The sequence below is a fragment of the Streptosporangium sp. CA-135522 genome (assembly GCF_050949235.1).
Classification (GTDB): Bacteria; Actinomycetota; Actinomycetes; order Streptosporangiales; family Streptosporangiaceae; genus Streptosporangium.
The window spans coordinates 7,913,064-7,929,553 of record NZ_CP192026.1 but is presented as its reverse complement, the minus strand read 5'-3'; the positions used below and the strand labels follow the sequence as shown (position 1 = coordinate 7,929,553).

Annotated in this window: 16 protein-coding genes, 1 tRNA gene and 2 pseudogenes; 12 read left to right on the top strand and 7 right to left on the bottom strand. The window is 70.8% G+C overall.

What is annotated here, in order from left to right; all coding sequences use genetic code 11:
- Nucleotides 1-60: 60 nt before the first annotated feature.
- Nucleotides 61-1,227, bottom strand: a complete 1,167-nt coding sequence (locus tag ACQPYK_RS37415; protein WP_433242092.1) for an NAD(P)-binding protein — start codon at nt 1,225-1,227, stop codon at nt 61-63.
- A 36-nt stretch (nt 1,228-1,263) separates the two neighbouring features.
- Nucleotides 1,264-2,151: an RNA polymerase sigma factor SigJ gene (sigJ, locus tag ACQPYK_RS37410; RefSeq protein ID WP_433242089.1), complete on the bottom strand. Its 888-nt coding sequence runs from the start codon at nt 2,149-2,151 to the stop codon at nt 1,264-1,266.
- A gap of 110 nt (nt 2,152-2,261) precedes the next feature.
- Here sigJ and ACQPYK_RS37405 point away from each other — a divergent pair, with 110 nt between their 5' ends.
- Together ACQPYK_RS37405 and ACQPYK_RS37400 are read left to right on the top strand one after the other, a co-directional pair.
- Complete coding sequence (locus ACQPYK_RS37405) at nt 2,262-3,692, top strand: MFS transporter (RefSeq protein WP_433242086.1); 1,431 nt, start codon at nt 2,262-2,264, stop codon at nt 3,690-3,692.
- A 19-nt stretch (nt 3,693-3,711) separates the two neighbouring features.
- A tRNA-Ala gene (locus ACQPYK_RS37400) sits at nt 3,712-3,784 on the top strand.
- A gap of 695 nt (nt 3,785-4,479) precedes the next feature.
- Here ACQPYK_RS37400 and ACQPYK_RS37395 read toward each other — a convergent pair.
- The gene (locus ACQPYK_RS37395) at nt 4,480-5,058 is read right to left on the bottom strand and encodes a TetR/AcrR family transcriptional regulator (protein ID WP_433242083.1); all 579 of its coding nucleotides are present in this window, start codon (nt 5,056-5,058) and stop codon (nt 4,480-4,482) included.
- Between the two features lie 79 nt (nt 5,059-5,137).
- Here ACQPYK_RS37395 and ACQPYK_RS37390 point away from each other — a divergent pair, with 79 nt between their 5' ends.
- The gene (locus ACQPYK_RS37390; RefSeq protein ID WP_433242080.1) at nt 5,138-5,554 is read left to right on the top strand and encodes a VOC family protein; all 417 of its coding nucleotides are present in this window, start codon (nt 5,138-5,140) and stop codon (nt 5,552-5,554) included.
- On the opposite strand, the gene ACQPYK_RS37385 is transcribed toward ACQPYK_RS37390, so the two are convergent.
- Nucleotides 5,551-5,673 carry a hypothetical protein gene (locus ACQPYK_RS37385; protein ID WP_433242077.1) on the bottom strand — a complete coding sequence of 41 codons (123 nt, stop codon included), beginning with the start codon at nt 5,671-5,673 and terminating at the stop codon, nt 5,551-5,553. The two genes, ACQPYK_RS37390 and ACQPYK_RS37385, sit on opposite strands and share 4 nt — an antisense overlap.
- Before the next feature lie 266 nt (nt 5,674-5,939).
- On the opposite strand from ACQPYK_RS37385, the pseudogene ACQPYK_RS37380 reads away from it, so the two are divergent.
- From ACQPYK_RS37380 to ACQPYK_RS37365, 4 genes and pseudogenes are all read left to right on the top strand, one after another.
- Nucleotides 5,940-6,224 (top strand): annotated as a pseudogene (locus ACQPYK_RS37380) (transposase); the annotation flags it as partial.
- Between the two features lie 2 nt (nt 6,225-6,226).
- Nucleotides 6,227-6,519 (top strand): annotated as a pseudogene (locus ACQPYK_RS37375) (transposase); the annotation flags it as partial.
- 166 nt (nt 6,520-6,685) lie between these two features.
- On the top strand, nt 6,686-7,465 hold the full coding sequence (locus ACQPYK_RS37370) for a hypothetical protein (RefSeq protein WP_433242074.1): 780 nt from the start codon (nt 6,686-6,688) through the stop codon (nt 7,463-7,465).
- 257 nt (nt 7,466-7,722) lie between these two features.
- Nucleotides 7,723-8,373, top strand: coding sequence for a class I SAM-dependent methyltransferase (locus tag ACQPYK_RS37365; RefSeq protein WP_433242071.1), 651 nt, complete (start codon nt 7,723-7,725; stop codon nt 8,371-8,373).
- 32 nt (nt 8,374-8,405) lie between these two features.
- Here ACQPYK_RS37365 and ACQPYK_RS37360 read toward each other — a convergent pair whose 3' ends face one another.
- Together ACQPYK_RS37360 and ACQPYK_RS37355 are read right to left on the bottom strand one after the other, a co-directional pair.
- Nucleotides 8,406-9,050, bottom strand: a complete 645-nt coding sequence (locus ACQPYK_RS37360) for a response regulator (protein WP_433242068.1) — start codon at nt 9,048-9,050, stop codon at nt 8,406-8,408.
- A complete protein-coding gene (locus tag ACQPYK_RS37355) occupies nt 9,047-10,087 on the bottom strand; it encodes a sensor histidine kinase (protein WP_433242065.1) in 1,041 nt (346 codons plus the stop codon). Before ACQPYK_RS37355 ends, ACQPYK_RS37360 begins: the two co-directional genes overlap by 4 nt.
- A gap of 135 nt (nt 10,088-10,222) precedes the next feature.
- On the opposite strand from ACQPYK_RS37355, the gene ACQPYK_RS37350 reads away from it, so the two are divergent.
- The 5 genes from ACQPYK_RS37350 (at nt 10,223) to ACQPYK_RS37330 (ending at nt 15,099) form a co-directional block, all read left to right on the top strand.
- On the top strand, nt 10,223-11,275 hold the full coding sequence (locus tag ACQPYK_RS37350; RefSeq protein WP_433242062.1) for a hypothetical protein: 1,053 nt from the start codon (nt 10,223-10,225) through the stop codon (nt 11,273-11,275).
- Nucleotides 11,276-11,441: 166 nt separating this feature from the next.
- A complete protein-coding gene (locus ACQPYK_RS37345) occupies nt 11,442-12,362 on the top strand; it encodes a diacylglycerol/lipid kinase family protein (RefSeq protein ID WP_433242059.1) in 921 nt (306 codons plus the stop codon).
- A 310-nt stretch (nt 12,363-12,672) separates the two neighbouring features.
- The gene (locus ACQPYK_RS37340) at nt 12,673-13,413 is read left to right on the top strand and encodes an SAM-dependent methyltransferase (RefSeq protein WP_433242056.1); all 741 of its coding nucleotides are present in this window, start codon (nt 12,673-12,675) and stop codon (nt 13,411-13,413) included.
- A gap of 61 nt (nt 13,414-13,474) precedes the next feature.
- Nucleotides 13,475-14,266: an SDR family oxidoreductase gene (locus tag ACQPYK_RS37335; RefSeq protein WP_433242053.1), complete on the top strand. Its 792-nt coding sequence runs from the start codon at nt 13,475-13,477 to the stop codon at nt 14,264-14,266.
- Nucleotides 14,266-15,099, top strand: coding sequence for an SCO6745 family protein (locus tag ACQPYK_RS37330; protein WP_433242050.1), 834 nt, complete (start codon nt 14,266-14,268; stop codon nt 15,097-15,099). Before ACQPYK_RS37335 ends, ACQPYK_RS37330 begins: the two co-directional genes overlap by 1 nt.
- 60 nt (nt 15,100-15,159) lie before the next feature.
- Here the strand turns inward: ACQPYK_RS37330 and ACQPYK_RS37325 are convergent, their stop codons facing one another.
- Nucleotides 15,160-16,407: a serpin family protein gene (locus ACQPYK_RS37325; protein ID WP_433242047.1), complete on the bottom strand. Its 1,248-nt coding sequence runs from the start codon at nt 16,405-16,407 to the stop codon at nt 15,160-15,162.
- Between the last annotated feature and the right edge of the window lie 83 nt (nt 16,408-16,490).

Sequence of the window (16,490 nt, the reverse complement as noted above, 5' to 3'; positions counted from 1 at the left end):
CCGCATCCGGGCCGGCCCACGCGGAGGTCGCGTTCGAACCGGCCCACGAGAGCGGCGTGTTCAGGCGGGCACGCGTGAACGGACGGCGCGCAGGGCCGACCGTGCCGCACCCAGGGCGCTGAGCGTGGAGACCTCGCTGAGCAGGCCGGGAGCCGCGACCGCGTCCCCCGCCAGCCAGACGCCGTTGCCCCTGTCGACCGCCGGCCGGTCCCGCCAGGAGAACCCGGGCAGGTCGAGGGCTCCGGTGCGGCCGTTGCAGACGGCCTCCCGCCGCCAGGTCGTCCGCTCCCGCCAGCCGGGCAGTCCCAGATCGGCCAGCCGCTCCGCCCTGGCCATCGCCTCAGTCCTGGACTCGCCCCGCCGCACCGGCATCTCGAGCTGGAACAGGGTGTGCCCGGCGGGGGCGAGCGAGGTGTCCAGCAGGCCGTACTGCTCCAGGAAGCCACCGTCGTCCAGGTCGGAGACCAGGAAGAGGTCCCCGGCACGCCGGGTGAGGCCGAGATCGAGCAGGACCGCCTTGCCGCTCTCCCAGCGCAGCGACTCGTCGCCGAGCAGCGTCGCGGCGGCGTCCAGCGACGTCGCCACGATCACCGGGGCGTTCTCGGGAAGGCGATCCACCCGTGCGCCGGTCTCGATGCCCACACCGAGCCCGCGCGCGTGGGCGGCCATCCGGTCGATCACCCGCTGCCAGCCGCCGATGACGTAGCGCGGCGCCGGGTATCGCGGCGCGGTCACGCGCAGCACCCGTTCCCAGACGAACGCCGCCGACAGCCGTCCGGGATCGGCCTCGTAGGTGATCACGCCGGCCAGTCCCGCGGCCGCACGCATCCCCTCCTCACCGAAGTGCCGGATGGCCCAGGTGCGAAAGTCCTCCTCCACCGGAGCGCGCAGCCGCCGCCCGGTGGTGATCGCACGCACCAGAGACCAGGGCGGCCTCGCGGTGAGGCGGTCGTCGTGCCGGAAGCGGGCCTTGGCGATCTCGCCGAGCGCCGGCCTCCGGAACGGCCCGACCAGCCCCCGGGCCGCCATCCAGCGCCATGGCTCCCCGTCGGAGTAGAAGACGTGGGTGCCGTCGTTGGCGACGTAGGGCGCGGCGGTGCTCCGGGCCCGGCCGCCGAGCGTCCGGTGCGCCTCGTGGACGGTGACCCGTGCGCCGCCCTCGGCACACGCGATGGCCGCGGTGAGCCCGGCGAGCCCACCGCCGATGATGGAGATCTCTCGTGTCATGCCCTCACGACGCACCCGGCGGGGCCGTTCGTGACATCACAGGCGGGACAGTTTCTCCGGATTGGCGACCAGGAAGACGGTCTCGACCAGACCGTCCCTGATGACCAGGGAGAACACCGTGATAGGCCGCCCGCCGGCGGTCACCACGGCCGCCGGGGCTCCGTTCACGTCCGCCGGCTCCACCGCGAGGCCCAGAGCCGGGTCGACGCCCAGCGACTCCAGGAACTTCCGCATGCCCCTGTCGGTGGCGGCCGACGTCAGGAAGCGCGCGACCCTCTTCCCGCCGGTGATGACCCGCAGCGGGGCCCTGACCTTCCCGCCGCCATCGCTGACCAGGGAGACGTCCGCGGCGAGCAACACGGTCAGCGCGTCCAGATCACCGCCGGCGGCCGCGCCGATGAACCGCTCAGTGAGCCGGCGCCGTTCGTCGCGGTCCACGTCGAAGCGGGGTCTGCGCTCCTGCACGTGCTGTTTGGCGCGCCGGGCGAGCTGCCGGGTCGTCGCCTCGGCGCGGCCGATGATCTCGCCGATCTCCGAGTACGGCAGGGCGAACGCCTCCCGCAGCACGAACACCGCGCGCTCCAGAGGGGACAGGGTCTCCAGCACGACCAGCAGCGCCAGCTCGACCGAGGCGGCCAGCTCGGCGTGCTCGGCCACGTCGGGCATGGTGCCGACCAGCTCCGGAAGCCACGACCCGACGTAGGACTCGCGCTGCGCCCGTACCCGCCGCAGCCTGTCGATGGCCAGCCGGCCGGTCACCCTGATCAGGTAGGCCCGGCCGTCCTCGACCGTGGCCGTGTCCACCCCCGACCAGCGCAGCCAGGCCTCCTGGACGACGTCTTCGGCGTCGGTCACGGTGCCCAGGATTCGGTAGGCGACCGCGATCAGCAGGTCACGGTGTTCCTCAAAGCGCTCGACGGCCATAAGAGTAAAGACGTATCACGGTATCCCTGGCGTGACATCACCCGACCGATGACGTTTTCTACGTACGATCTACCATTTGATTGCGAAAGTCGGCGACGGAGGGGGAGTCCGTGACAGAGGTAACCGTCGCCGAGCCGAATACCGAACAGCGGGGCAGGCAGCTGTGGCTGACCCTGCTGGCGCTGTCCACCGCCGGGATGGTCGTCTCCGTCCAGCAGACCGTGGTCATCCCGCTGCTGCCCCGGCTGATGGTCTCCTTCGGCGTGCCGGTCGCGGAGGTCACCTGGGTTTTCACCGCCTCGCTGCTGGCGGGGGCGGTCGCCACGCCGCTGCTGTCCCGCCTCGGGGACATGTACGGCAAGAAGCGGATGATCCTGTTCACCGTCGGCCTGCTGGTGCTGGGCTCGGTGGTATGCGCCCTGTCCGGCTCCCTGCCGGTGCTGATCGCCGGGCGGGCGCTACAGGGCGCGTCGTCGGCGCTGATCCCGCTGGCCATCGGCATGATCAGGGACGGCTTCCCGCGTACCCGGGTGATGACGGCCATCGGCGTGGTCAGCGCCACCATGGGCGTCGGCGGCAACCTCGGCATGATCGTCACTGGGATCATCGCCGACCGCACGCCCAGCCACCACCCCGTCTTCTGGATCACCGCGGGACTGGCCGCGGCGGCGCTCGTCCTCATCGCGCTGAGCGCCCACGACGGCGGAGCCCGCGCCGGCGGCCGCCCCGACTTCGTCGGCGCCCTGCTGCTGTCCGCCTGGTTGGTCTGCCTGCTGCTGGCGATCTCTAAGGGCAACGACTGGGGCTGGGGCTCCAGCCGTGTCGTCGGCCTGTTCGCGGGTGCGGTTGCGCTCTGCGCGGTGTGGGTGTTCAGCCAGCTACGGACCCGGGCGCCGATGGTCCGCCTCCACCTGCTCGTCGGCCGCCGGTCACTGCCCGCCAACCTGGCCTCGCTGCTGCTGGGCTTCGCCATGTTCGGCTCGTTCACCCTGGTCGCCAGCTTCGTCCAGATGCCGCCCTCCGCCGGCTACGGCTTCGGCGGCTCGGTCCTCGACGTCGGCATCTACGCCCTGCCCAGCACCGTGACCATGCTGATGTCCTCCTCCATGGCCGGCCGTCTGTCCGCCCGGCTCGGTCCGGCCCACTCTCTCGCTCTCGGCGCGACGCTGACGGCGGCCGGCTTCGGCTGGTTCACGCTCTTCAACACCTCGGTGATCCACCTGATCGGGGCCGGCGCGTTGCAGGGACTGGGTTTCGGAATCGCCTACGCGGCACTGGGCGCGCTGGCCGTACAGCACGTGTCGATGGACCAGAGCGGCATCGCCAGCGGCATCAACTCCCTGGTCCGCTCGATCGGCGGCAGCGTCTCCGGAGCCGTCACCGCCGCCCTCCTCACCTCGATCACCATCGCCGGAACCACCGTCCCGTCCCGGGACGCCTACGTCCTGTCTTTCGCGATCGTCACCGTGAGCGCTCTGGCCTCCGCCGGCGTCGCCCTCGTCTCCGGCGCGATGGCGCGCGGAGTGCCCGAAGTCGGCTAAGATTTCATCTGCATCGCAAGGGGCTATGGCGCAGCTGGTAGCGCGCCTCCATGGCATGGAGGAGGTCTGGGGTTCGAATCCCCATAGCTCCACACAAGGCCGTTCTCGAGGTGGCCTGAAGTGCGTTGACGAGATCCCGTCCGATCACCCCGATCGGGCGGGATTTCGTTGTTTTCCTGGCTGACGTGGCCTCGGCAAGCCCGTGTGAGCGTGTGCGGCGGTCGTGGTGAAGGGTGCGGGCGGTGTGCGGCCACTGCGGGCGCATCACGGATCGGCCGAGAGGCATACGTGACCTCGCGGCTGACGGTGTCCTGTGCGGTTGGCCCGGATCGGAGTCAGCAGCCGAACGGCGGTGGCCTGCAGTGCAAAGGGCACGATCGTCGAGAAGCCCAGCGCCCCCCGACGGTCACCCCCGGCCGTATTCGGCGACCTGGTGGACGCGCCCTCCCTGGGCGCGTTCATCTTTCAGGGCCGCCGGCAGTGCTCGCATCAGCACATGATCAGCGACGTGCCCGCCCGACCGCATTCCCGTGAAGATCGCCGACGTAGACACTGTCAGGCGGAGGATTCAACTCACCCTCCGGCCGTAGAGCCCGCGCGGTGTGCTCCCGAACGGACCACGTAAGCCCAGCTCACGGGTAGGTTCGTTGGATTTTCGGCCAAGACTACGGGCACCCCCGCCTGCGGGCGTATCACGGTGCCGGTTGCGGTGGTCATCTCGTGAGAGGACTCGAATCTCGTCTCTCCCACCCGAACGGCGGGGCGTTCTTGTCAGCTGGACTGCCGGTCAGGTGCGCAGGGACTCCAGCATGCGGGTGAGGGCGACCTTGGTGTCGGCGAGGTCGCCGGGGTCGGCCGAGGTGGCGAGCCACAGGGCGGCCTCGTTCATGGCGCCGGAGAGCAGGTGGGTCAGGGGGGCGACCGGTTGCCTGGCGATGATGCCGGCCTCGATCAGACGGGTCAGCGCGTCGGCGAGGTGGCGGGCTGAGGTGGCTTCGTCGAGCGCGCGCCACTCGTTCCAGCCGAGTACGGCAGGGCCGTCGATCAGCATGATCCGCTGGATATCCGGGTCGGCGCTCGCGGTGAGGAAGGCGTGGCATCCGGCGACGAACTGGTCCCAGGGGTCCGGCTCGGCGTCGGCGGTCGTGGCCACGCGCCGGCCGACCTCTTCCTGCACCTGCGCGAGGACGGCTCGGAACAGCGCCGTCTTATCGTCGAAGTGGTGGTAGAGGGCGCCTTTGGTGACGCCGACGGCGTTGACGATCTGGGGCAGGCCCACGGCGCCGTAGCCCTCGGCCGCGAACAGCCGCCTGCTCTCCCGCAGCAGTGCGCGTCTGGTCTGTTCGCGTTGCTCGGCTCTGCTCATGTCGCTCCTCGCGCTGTTGACATACCGATAGTATGCCAAATAGTTTTCGCGTACCGACGGTATGCGAAAGAGGTTCGCCATGATCCTGACCAGCTTTTATCCGGTCATCTGCACCAAGCGCCTGGCCGAGAGCCGGGACTTCTACGTCGGCCTGTTCGGCTTCGAGCCGACCTTCGAGGCGGACTGGTACGTGAGCCTGCGGCGGCCCGGCGCGCAGCCGTACGAGCTGGCCCTGCTCGACCACGACCACCCGACGCTGCCTGAGGCGTACCGGGCGCCGGTGCGGGGGCTGCTGCTCAATTTCGAGGTGGAGGACGTCGACGCGGAGTGGGAGCGGCTGGTGGTACGGCACGGCCTGCGGCCCGAGCTGGAACTGCGTAGCGAGGGCTTCGGGCAGCGGCACTTCATCGTCGCCGATCCGAGCGGGGTGCTGATCGACGTGATCACGCCGATCGAGCCGTCCGCCGGGTACGCGGAGCAGTTCAAGGCAGGCTAGGGGGTGATCGCCCCCTGGGTCGGGCCGGCCACCGCGGGGACGATGCCGAGCGGGACGAAGGCGGGCAGGAGGCAGAGGCCAAGCAGTGCCGCGGCGTCAAGCGCGGAACGCCGTGTCATCCGGTCGGCGTAGAGATGGACCGGTACGGCCGCGAAGGGATTTCAGGTCACCATCCCCGTAGGCGCCTTCGGCGCGGCGAGTACATACCTGGGAAACGATCACTTCGGATCCGGGAAGCGATCTTCAGGTGGGCTCCACCTCTCCAGGCCGGCCCAACTCGTGAACACCCCACAAAGGCCGTTCTCGAGACGGTCGGCAGCTAGTTGACGGGATCCCGTCCGATCTTCCTGGTCGGGCGGGATTTCGTCGTTTCCAGGGTTGTGAGGCCCTGATCAGCGTGGTGGCCACCGGCTACCTGCCGGGCGTCTCCACCCGCAGGGTGGACAAGCTCGTCGAACAGCTCGGCATCAAGACCATCTCCAACAGCCAGGTCAGCGAGATGGCCGAGGTGCTGGACGCTCAGGTGGATGCCTTCCGCACCCGGGCGTTGGACGGCGGGCCGTATGCGTTCGTGTGGCTGGACACCCTGACCCAGAAGGTCCGCGAGGGCGGCCGGATCATCAACGTGCACGTCCTGGTGACCACTGCCGTTGATGCCAACGGCAACCGGGGTCGAACAATCCGCGGGAGCGGTTGAACAAGGAGATCCGCCGCCGCACCGACATGGTCGGGATCTTCCCCGACCGCGGCTCGATCGTCCGGCTTGTCGGCGCGGTTTTGGCCGAGCAGACCGATGAGTGGACCGAGCTCGCCGCTACATGGTGCTGGACGTGCTGGCCAAGTGCCGGATGCGCGTTCTCGTCGGCGACACCGCCTCACAACCCTATCCTGCAGGCACTTACCGCTTAACCTGCGGAAACAGGATCGCGCGGAGATCAACTCATACACCATTCCACTGGACGTGACCCGGCCAGGTCGGGCAGGTAGGTGGCGATGGGCTCGTCCAGCTTGATGCGGCCCGCGCCGTGCGACCGGAAGCACCGCCGGGATCATGACGAACGGGTGAGGTATTTTCCCGGGGCTCCCGCGCTGGCACGATCAATGTGATCAGCGAATGACACGGGAGGCCGCGTGAAGCGTTGGAGACCACAGCCGATACACCTGCTCGCGTTCCTGGCGTGTCTCATCTGCGACCTGGTGGCGCCCCTCATCCTGGGCAGGAACGACGATGGGTTCCTGGTCCTCCTGATGCTCATGGCCCAGATGGTCGCTCTCCTGGCGGCGCCGCTTCTGCTGGCGTTCGCCCTGTACTTCGCCCTGAACGGCCGGCGGCAGTGGGTCGTCGCCGCGGTGCTGACGCAACTGGTGCTCGGCTTCGTCACCTTTCTCGGCGGCGCGCGTCCCCTGCACATCTCCTACCTGACCGTGCTGGGCCGGCCGGTCGAGGCCGTCATCGCGGACACGACGCAATACTGCGGTAAGCAGGTAACCGGTCAGGATGCCGCCACCGGCCCGTATGTCTGCACGACCTTCCTGCAGCTCCGGCGGCCGGACGGCAGCGCGGTGGCCGGGGGCGACCTGTTCGGGGGTGATGCGGAGAGCGAGTCCCCGGAGACGGTGCCACCATCCGATTCGATCACCGTGCTTGAGGACCGGCTAGGGCTGGTGCGTCCCATTCCGGCCGACCCGCGCACCGGATGGCCTGTGATGAGCGACTTCGGGCGCGTCCATGTCATGGTCCTGGTGATCTGCTGGATCGCGTTCGCCGCCAGTCTGGCCACGGCCATCACATCCGGCCTGCGGCGCCCCCGGGCGGACTCCGCGACCGGAGCCGCGGATGAAGCCTCCGACGGAACCGCAGGTGAAATTCCGAGTGAAGCCCCGAACGGGGACACCGGTCCGAACCATTGAGCGCCGATGCCGGGCCGGGCGATCTCCAGGGACGCGTCCGCCGATGGCGGCCTGGCCGAGGATGTGGCCGATGTGCGGGGAGAAGGCGGGCCGGGCTTCCTCGGCGTCTTCCGAGGAACACCCCGGTCCTGGCCGGCCCGATGCTCGCGCTCGACCGCTCTGCCCGGCGTGCCGGGCGCGACTCACGGCGGATCGCCGCATGCTGCGTCACCTTCTCGAACCGCGAAATCCGCCGACGGGCTCTAGCATGTCCACCCATGACCGAGCCGGACTTCCTCGGCGCCACCCGCGCCGCCTACGACACCTCCGCCGCCCGTTACGCCGAGTCCATCCCCGAGCGCTTTCACGCCAGCCCGCTCAACCACGCGATGATCTCCGTCTTCGCCGAGCTGGTCCGGGCCGCCGGTGACGGCCCGGTGGCGGACGTGGGGTGCGGTCCCGGCCACGTCACCGCGCATCTGCGCTCCCTCGGCGTCACCGCCTTCGGCGTCGACCTGTCGCCGGAGATGATCGCGCTCGCCCGCGACGCCCACCCGGAGCTCCGCTTCGAGGTGGGGCTGATGGACGCCCTTGAGGTGGAGGACGCCTCCCTCGCCGGAGTTCTCGCCAATTACTCGATCATCCACACCCCGCCCGAGCGGCTCCCCGAAACGCTGGCCGAGTTTCACCGCGTGCTCGCGCCCGGCGGCCATCTGCTGCTCTCCTTCCAGGCGTACGACGACCCTGCCGAGCTGGCCGAGGCGTTCGACCACAAGGTGGTACTCGCCTACCGGTATTCACCCGACCGCGTGGCCGAGCTGCTGCTCAAGGCCGGGCTCACCGAGGTGGCCCGGCTGATCTGCGCTCCCGGCGAGGACCCGCAGCGAGGCTTCCCGCAGGCCCACCTCCTCGCCCGCCGTACGGCCTAGCCCGATCCTCCCGGCCGCGGGTGGGTCTCCCCTCAGCGTCGCCCGATCCCGGCGAAGACGAGGCCCAGTTCGTAGGCCAGGACCGCCGCCTGGGTGCGGTCGCGGGCGCCGAGCTTGTCCAGGACGTTGCCCACGTGCGTCTTGACCGTCTCCTTCGAGACGTACAGTGTCGCCGCGATCTCCGTGTTGTTCTGTCCCAGCACGATGTGTCGCAGCACGTCCAGCTCGCGCGGGGTCAGCTCGACCGGCACGCGCGGCCTCGCCGTACCGTGACGGGGGGAGGCGATGCGACGCAGCGCGTCGGGGAAGAGCACCGCGTCGCGGGAGTGCACCAGCCGGACGGCGTCCGCCAGCTCACCGGCCGGCGAGCGTTTGAGCACGTAGCCGGCGGCTCCGGCGCGCAGGGCACCCCAGACCAGCTGGTCGTTCTCGAACGTCGTGACCACGATGACCCGCGTCGCGGGGGAGCGGCGGGCGAGTTCCTGGGTGGCGGCCAGGCCGTCCAGGCGGGGCATGCGGACGTCCATCAGCACGACGTCCGCGCCGGCACCCACCTCGACGGCCTCGTGGCCGTCGGCCGCCTCGCCGACGACCTCGAGATCGTCGTGGAGGGAGAGCATCGTCGACCATCCCGAGCGGATCAGCTTCTCGTCGTCGGCCAGGACGACGCGGATCACAGTGGAAGCGTCGCCTGGATGCGCCATGTGCCGTCCACCTCCTTCCTCGTGCACGTCCCGCCGACCAGACGGGCCCGCATCCGCATGCCCGTCAGGCCACGCCTCTCCCGGCTCGGATCGGGGGAGGGGCGGACGGTCTCGTTCTCCACGGTCAGGACCAGGTCGTCGCCGACGGCGATGCCGAGGGTGATGGGGCCGCGCCCGTGGCGCAGGGCGTTGGTGAGCGCCTCCCTGGCGATCGCGTAGGCCGCGCGCGAGGTCGTGGCCGGGATCCGGTCGAGACGGCCGACGTTCGCGCGGACGTCGAGGCCGCGGGTGAGCGAGTCGAGCGAGTCGAGCGTGGGAGCCTCGGCCGTGTCGTCGTCGTCGAGCACGCCGAGCAGCACGTCGAGATCCTGCTGGGCGTCGCGGGCGGTGTTCACCAGATGGTCGAGGGAGTGACCGGCCTCCACCACGCCGGCCCGCGTCTTCTGCAGCGCCGCCTGGGCGGCCATGGCCTGGACCAGGACGACGCTGAGGGCGTGGCCCACCGAGTCGTGCAGCTCCAGGGCGAGGGTCTGGCGGCGGCCGAGCTCCTCGAGCGTGCGTGACGGCTCGGCGCGCAGCAACCGGCGCGTCACCCACCGCTGGCCGAACCCGGCGGCGACCATCGCGGTCACCACGACGCCGGCGAGCAGGAGCACCTGAGCCATCTCACCGGGAGCCGCACGCCATCGCGCCGGGTCGCCCAGCTGGACCAGCCCCGGAGACAACAGCAGCACACCCGCGCCGAGCGTGGCGCCGCCGTACAGGTGCAGGACCGTCAGGGCCAGCAGGTAGAGCCGGTCGGTCCGCTCGGGCACCTCGACACCGAGCAGCTCCGGCAGCGCGGCCATCTCGATGCGCCGGATCAGCGGCATCATGGCGACCAGCACCGAGGCGGGCAGGCACGCCGCCCACAGCACCAGCACGCGCCCCGGCGTCTGCTCCGCCAGGAGCACCAGGCCGAGCGCCACAGCGGCCGGGGTCAGCAGCGCGGCGCCCAGCAGCTGGTACATCACGGCTCCCACGGCACGGGAAACAGTGCGGGAAATATGGTTCCTCACGACGGCCGACGTTAGCCTGCGGCTCGCCGCGTGGCCTCCCCCGGCCGGGGGAGGCGGCCTCACCTGCTCGTTTCTAGCGTGAACGGCATGACGAGAACTGATCGGATACTCGGCGCGGCGCTGTCCCTCGCGGTGACCGCGGTCGGGATGCTGTGGTGGACGACCCCGGCCTGCTACCCCTTCGGCGCGCGCGACCGCGTCACGGTGTCGCTGTCACACCTGATCGAACACGGGGTGGCCGGGCCGATGACGGTCACCGCGGGGCTCGCCGGGCTGGTGCTGGTCTTCGCATCCGGGCCGGTGCTGCGGGTGGGGGCGGTCGTGCAGGTGATCTTCTTCGGCGTGGTGATGTCCGACGCCGGCATCATGTCCCTGCTCGGATACGGCATGGCCCTGCTGGGCCCCTTCGCCCTGGCCGGCGTCGTGGTGATGGCCTGCGTGCGCGGCGGGCGCTCGGGTCTCATCGGACTCGCGGCGACGATCGCGGTGGCGACGGCCGGCGTCCTCACCGGGGTGACCTCCCCTCACACGGTCGGGCTCTTCGCGCGCAACGTCACCACGAGCCTCTCCTCCTACGCCGGGCGGATCGGCTGGACGCTGGCCTGCGCCGCGGCCTGCGCCGTGTGGGTGATGATCGCGGTGAAGGCGTTCGGCAAGAGTGAGCCGCGCTGGATCCGGCCCGAGAACGTCGCGCGGTGGGGGCGCCTGGTCACGATCGGGGCGGCCCTGTGCCCGCTGCCGTACGCGATCTACCGGCTGACCTGGCTGACGCCGTGGCCCACCGACACCGACCTGATCGGCCCGCACCTGGATCCGGGCACCCGGCTGCAGGGCGTGGCCATCGCCTTCGGCGCCCTCATCGGCACGGTGCTGACGCTCGGACTCATCAGCAGGTGGGGTGAGGTGGTCCCGCGCTGGGTGCCGGTGCACCACGGCCGTCCCGTCCCCGTGCGGCTGCCGGTCGTCGCCGGCGGGCTGGTCGCGGGGGCCTGCTGCCTGGCCTCGACCGGGCTCGTGGTCAACGCCGTCGAACGCGGGCAATTGTTCCTGCTGTTGTTGTGGCCGTACCCGCTGTGGGGGGCGCTGCTCGCCGCCGCGGTCTTCGCCTACTGGCTGCGCCGCAGATCCGCCACGGCCTAGCGGCGCGACGCCGGGCCGGGGACGGCGCTCCCGGAACGGTGGACGCGCTCCACTCGGAGGCCGCCGTTCCCGGCCGTGACCCGCTCCACCTTCCACACGAGTTTGCGGCTCCGCGGCCAGGGCAGCCCTCGAAGCACCCAAGGCGATGGCTAAGGAAGGGTTCTCCATGCTGCGGCAGAAGCGGAAAGTCGGCACGGTCGCGGTGATCGCCCATCAGAAGAAGTCTGTCGGGGGCGGGCTGGACGAGCTGCGCAGGCTCCTCGCCGACGAGGAACTCGGCACACTGCTCTGGTACGAGGTTCCCAAGAGTAAGAAGGCCCCGAAGCAGGCGCGCAAGGCGCTCAAGGAGGGCGCCGAGCTGGTCCTGATCTGGGGCGGGGACGGCATGGTGCAGCGCTGCGTGGACGCGCTCGCCGGCTCCGGCGTGACCGTGGGCATCATCCCGGCCGGTACGGCCAACCTCTTCGCGCAGAACCTCGGCATCCCCGAGGACCTTCCCGAGGCGGTGCGGATCGCCTTCCACGGGCAGAGCCGGAAGCTGGACCTGGGCAAGGTCAACGGTGAGCACTTCGCGGTCATGGCGGGACTCGGCTTCGACGCCGAGATGATCAAGGACGCCGATCGCGGGCTCAAGGACAGGCTGGGCCGGGTGGCGTATGTGTGGACCGGACTGCGGCACGTCCGGGGAGAGCTCGTCCAGATGGAGGTCGAGCTCGACGGGGTGAAGTGGTTCGAGGGGGAGGCGAGCTGCCTGTTGCTGGGCAACGTCGGGACCATCACCGGTGGTATCGAGGCCTTCGACGACGCGCGCCCCGACGACGGATGGCTGGAGGTCGGCGTGACCACGGCGAAGGGGCCGATCCAGTGGGCTCGCGTGCTCGGCCGGATGAGCGCCGGGCGCTCGGACGAGTCGCCCTTCGTCCGGATGACCCGGGCACGCAAGCTCACCGTCAAGCTGGGCGCGCCGATGACCTACGAGCTGGACGGCGGCGCCAAGGACTCCGTCACCCGGCTCAAGGCCAAGGTCGTGCCCGGCGGCATCACCGTCCGCGTCCCCGAGGTGGCCGAGCCGGACGGCCGGGGCTGAGCGGCCCCGGCCGGCACCGGCGCGGCGTGACCCCTGTCGTGGGCCGAGGAGCTCGGCCGGAGAGCTGGGCGGTGGAAAGGCTCATCTGGAGTTCGGTGATCCACTTGTCCTGGTCGTCATGCGGGCACTCGATGCCGACCTCACGGGCCGGCCCGACGCCGCGGTCGCCGCGCTCCTCGATCCAGTGGGCCGGCGCCTCACACGGTGTCAGAGTCAAGCGCGCGGCGACGGGGCAGGTCTCGTCCACGGGCGATCCTCGCCGGTGGAAAACCAGTTGTCCAAAGCGCCCCGTCTGGAAAACATGACCGCCATGTCACTGCGTTTCCATGAGATCGCCGAAAGCGGTCACCGCATCCTCAATCCGATCACCGAAGACAAGCTGGTGCTGCTGGGTGAAGTCGCCAGGCTCCGGCCCGGCACGCGACAGCTCGACCTGGCATGCGGGAAGGCGGAGGCGCTGTGCCAGTGGGCTCTGCGGCACGGCGTCGAGGGCGTCGGGATCGACATCAGCGAGGTCTTCCTGCGCGCGGCGCAGGAGCGGGCGCACGAACTCGGGGTCGCCGGGCAGGTGCGCTTCGAGCGGGGGGACGCCGGGAGCCACCGGGCCGAACCCGGGGCGTTCGACGTCGTCTCCTGCATCGGGACGACCTGGATCGGAGGCGGGCTGGAGGGGACGATCGAGCTGATGCTCCCGGCGCTGAGGGAGGACGGGATCCTCCTGATCGGCGAGCCCTACTGGATCACCGAGCCGCCGGAGGAGGCGTACGAGTCGTTCGGTTTCGGCCCGGAGGCGTTCAGCTCGCTGGCCGGGACCTTCGACCGGTTCGAGGCGGCAGGGCTTGAGGTGCTGGAGATGGTCCTCGCCGACCAGGACAGCTGGGATCGTTACGCGGCCGGCCAGTGGTGGACGTTGAGCGACTGGCTCCGGGCCAACCCCGACGATCCCGACGCCGAGGAGATGGCCGAGTTCCTGCGGCGGGCCCGCCGCTCCCATGTGGAGTACGGCAGGCAGTACCTCGGCTGGGGCGTCTTCGTGCTGCGCCGTCGTTGACTGCTACTGGCGGGTAAGAATAAGTTCCTAGATACCGACTGGTCGGTTTAAAGGAGCTGCTATGCGGGTGCGGGACAAGGTCGTCGTGGTGACCGGAGCCGCGAGCGGGATCGGGCGGGCCATGGCCCTGCGGTTCGCCGCCGAAGGCGCCGCAGGGGTGCTGGTGGCCGATCTCGACGAGGTGGGCGCGACCCAGGTGGCCAAGGAGGTCGGTGACCGCGCGGTGGCCGTCCGCGCCGACGTGTCCGTCGAGGACGACGTGCGCGGCCTGGTCGCCACGGCCGAGAGCACCTTCGGGCCGGTCGGCCTGTTCTGCTCCAACGCCGGGATCATCACCGGCCACGGGCTGGACGCCACCGACCTCGAATGGACCAGGACGCTCGCGGTCAACGTCCTGGCCCACGTCTACGCGGCACGGGCGGTCGTGCCCGGGATGGTCGAGCGAGGTGAGGGCTACCTGCTCAACACCTGCTCGGCGGCCGGCCTGGTGAGCTGCCCCGGCGACGCCCCCTACGCGGTCACCAAGTCGGCCGCCATCTCCTTCGCCGAGTGGGTGGCCATCCACTACGCGACCAAGGGCGTGAAGGTCAGCGTGCTGTGCCCGCAGGGCGTGCGCACCGGCATGTTCGAGAGGGGATTGGCCGAAGAGCACCTCACTGCCAGGGCGGTGGGCGCCTCCGGCGCCATCCTCGACCCGGACACGGTCGCCGGCAAGGTGATCGAGGGGCTGGAGGTCGAACGCTTCCACATCTTCCCGCACCCGGAGGTCGCCGAGTTCGTCCGGCGCAAGGCCGGCGACCCGGACCGCTGGCTGGCCGGGATGGCCCGCTTCGTCGACTCCCTGGAGGCGTGATGACCGACGTCCGGCTCGCCCGGCAGTCCTGGCGCCGCCTGGAACCGCTGCACGGAATGATCTACTTCGTGCCCGAGGCCGCCGAGCGCTACGCCGCGCTCGGCCTGAAGCCGCACGCCGGCTACTTCGCCTCACGCGCGGCGGCCTTCGGGACCGCCTCGCCCGAGCTGGTCATCGCGACCTTCTACAACTTCTGCCCCACCCTGGTACGGCGGGCGCTCCCGGCCGCCTGGGACGTCACGACCCCCCGGAAGGTGATCGAGGCCCGTCTCGACGCCGTCGGCGCCGCCCTGCGCCGTGGGGGAATCCACGAGATCGCGGTCCTCGCCGAGACGACGGCGCTGGCCAGGCGGGCCGCGGAGAAGGCGGGGGAGCACCCGCAGGGCCGCCCGCTGTTCGCCGCACACGCCGCGCTGCCCTGGCCGGACGACCCGCTGCTGGAGCTCTGGCACGCCCAGACCCTGCTGCGCGAGTTCCGGGGCGACGCGCATGTCGCGACCCTGCTGAGCGAGGGAGTCGGCGGCCTGGACGCGCTGATCCTGCACGGCGCGAGCGGGCAGATCCCCACGGTCTTCCTCAAGATCAGCCGGGGCTGGCCGGAGGAGGAGTGGGCGGCGGCCGAGGAGGGGCTGCGCGAGCGCGGCCTGCTGGACGGTGAGGAGCTCACCGAAGCGGGCCGGGCACTGCGGCAGCGGATCGAGGACCGCACCGACGAACTGGCCCTTTCCGCCTACGCCGCGCTCTCCGACGACGAGCTCGCCCGGTTGGCCGAGCTGGCCCGGATCTTCGGCCGGGCCGTGGTGGACGCGGGCCTGCTCACCTTCTCCGCCTGAGACCTCTCCGCCTGAGGACTCTCTGTCTGAGACCGTTCTCCGCCTGAGACCGGCGTCCGGTCAGCCCCTGGCGGTCGGGTCGGCGACCTGGCCGATGAAGAGCGGAGCCAGCGTCGGACGGTGGACGACCGCGAAGGCGAACGGACGGTCGGCGCGGACCTCGGCCTCGGGCGGCACCATGGCCGAGATGGGGAAGGCCAGGCCGGTGACGGCCGCCGCCTCGGTGCCCCACTCGTCCACGGTGATGGTGGCGCGGTGGACCGCCTGGTCGAGGAAGGCGCCGGGGACGATGCCGGAGTAGTCCGAACCGGTCAGGCCGAGCTTCCTCAAGGGCTCCTTAAGATCCAGGTTCGTAGTGAAGTCCCACCGGGGTATGACGATCTTGACCGGTGCGTTCCTGAGTCCGGCGGCCACCTCGGACATCACCGCGGGGGCCAGCAGGTCGGCGGGTGATCCGCCCGGCCGAGGCAGGAGGATCCACATGACCAGATCGCTCTTGGCGTAGGGGAGCTCGACGGCCTGCCAGCCCGATCCGGCGGCGTAGGGAAGGCTTCCCGTCCGGTGCATCAGGTCCGTCCGCACGGCCGTGCCGTCGGCCCGGGTGAAGGAGGCGTTCTTCTCGGGCGGGTCGGTGAACGCCGTCGCCCACTCGGCCTTGAGGTAGAGGGCGTTGGCGATGACGAGCTTGGTCTCCGGGGCCAGCTGGCCGAACACCTTCTTGATCCGCCCGGCGGTCTGCTCGCGTGCCCACGCGTCGATGACGTCGCGGGCGTCGCCGGTGAAGTCCACCTCGCGCGCGCCCGTGCCGTACTGGGCGGCGAGCGTGCGCAGGAACTCCGGTCCGACGCTCAACCCCTTCTGGGTGAACAGCCCGTTGGCCAGGCCCACCACCGGCCGGGCCGGCTCGCCGTCCTGGGCGTCCCGCGTCGCGCCGGGGGCGGGCGCCGGCGGTGGGCCGTCGACCGTGACGATCCGCCGGGTCAGCGTGTTGAAAGAGGTGTGCGGGCCCTCGGCGGGAAACCCGAAGATCCTGTCCAGCTCCGCACCCGTCCGCTCCGCCGCGCCCGCCCTGGCCACGCCGTAGGCGTAACCGACGCTCAGCGGGGACAGCACGGCGTTCACGCCGGGCTTGGCGGTGGCCGTGAGCAGGGCGTGGCCGAAGGCGGTCAGCCCGCGTACGGTCCGCGCGACCGGGGCGTCGGCCGGGGTCTCCCGCTCCACCCCCCTGGCGGTGATCACGCGGGACTCGCCCGCGCCGCAGGCCGCGAGCGTGGCGATGGCCAGCAAGGCGATGAACAGACGACGCATGCTCCTAACACGTGTGCCACCGCCGGGCGGTTCAACCCGGCGGTTCACGGAAGGTCGATGTCGGGTCCGCAGGAGGACGGGTC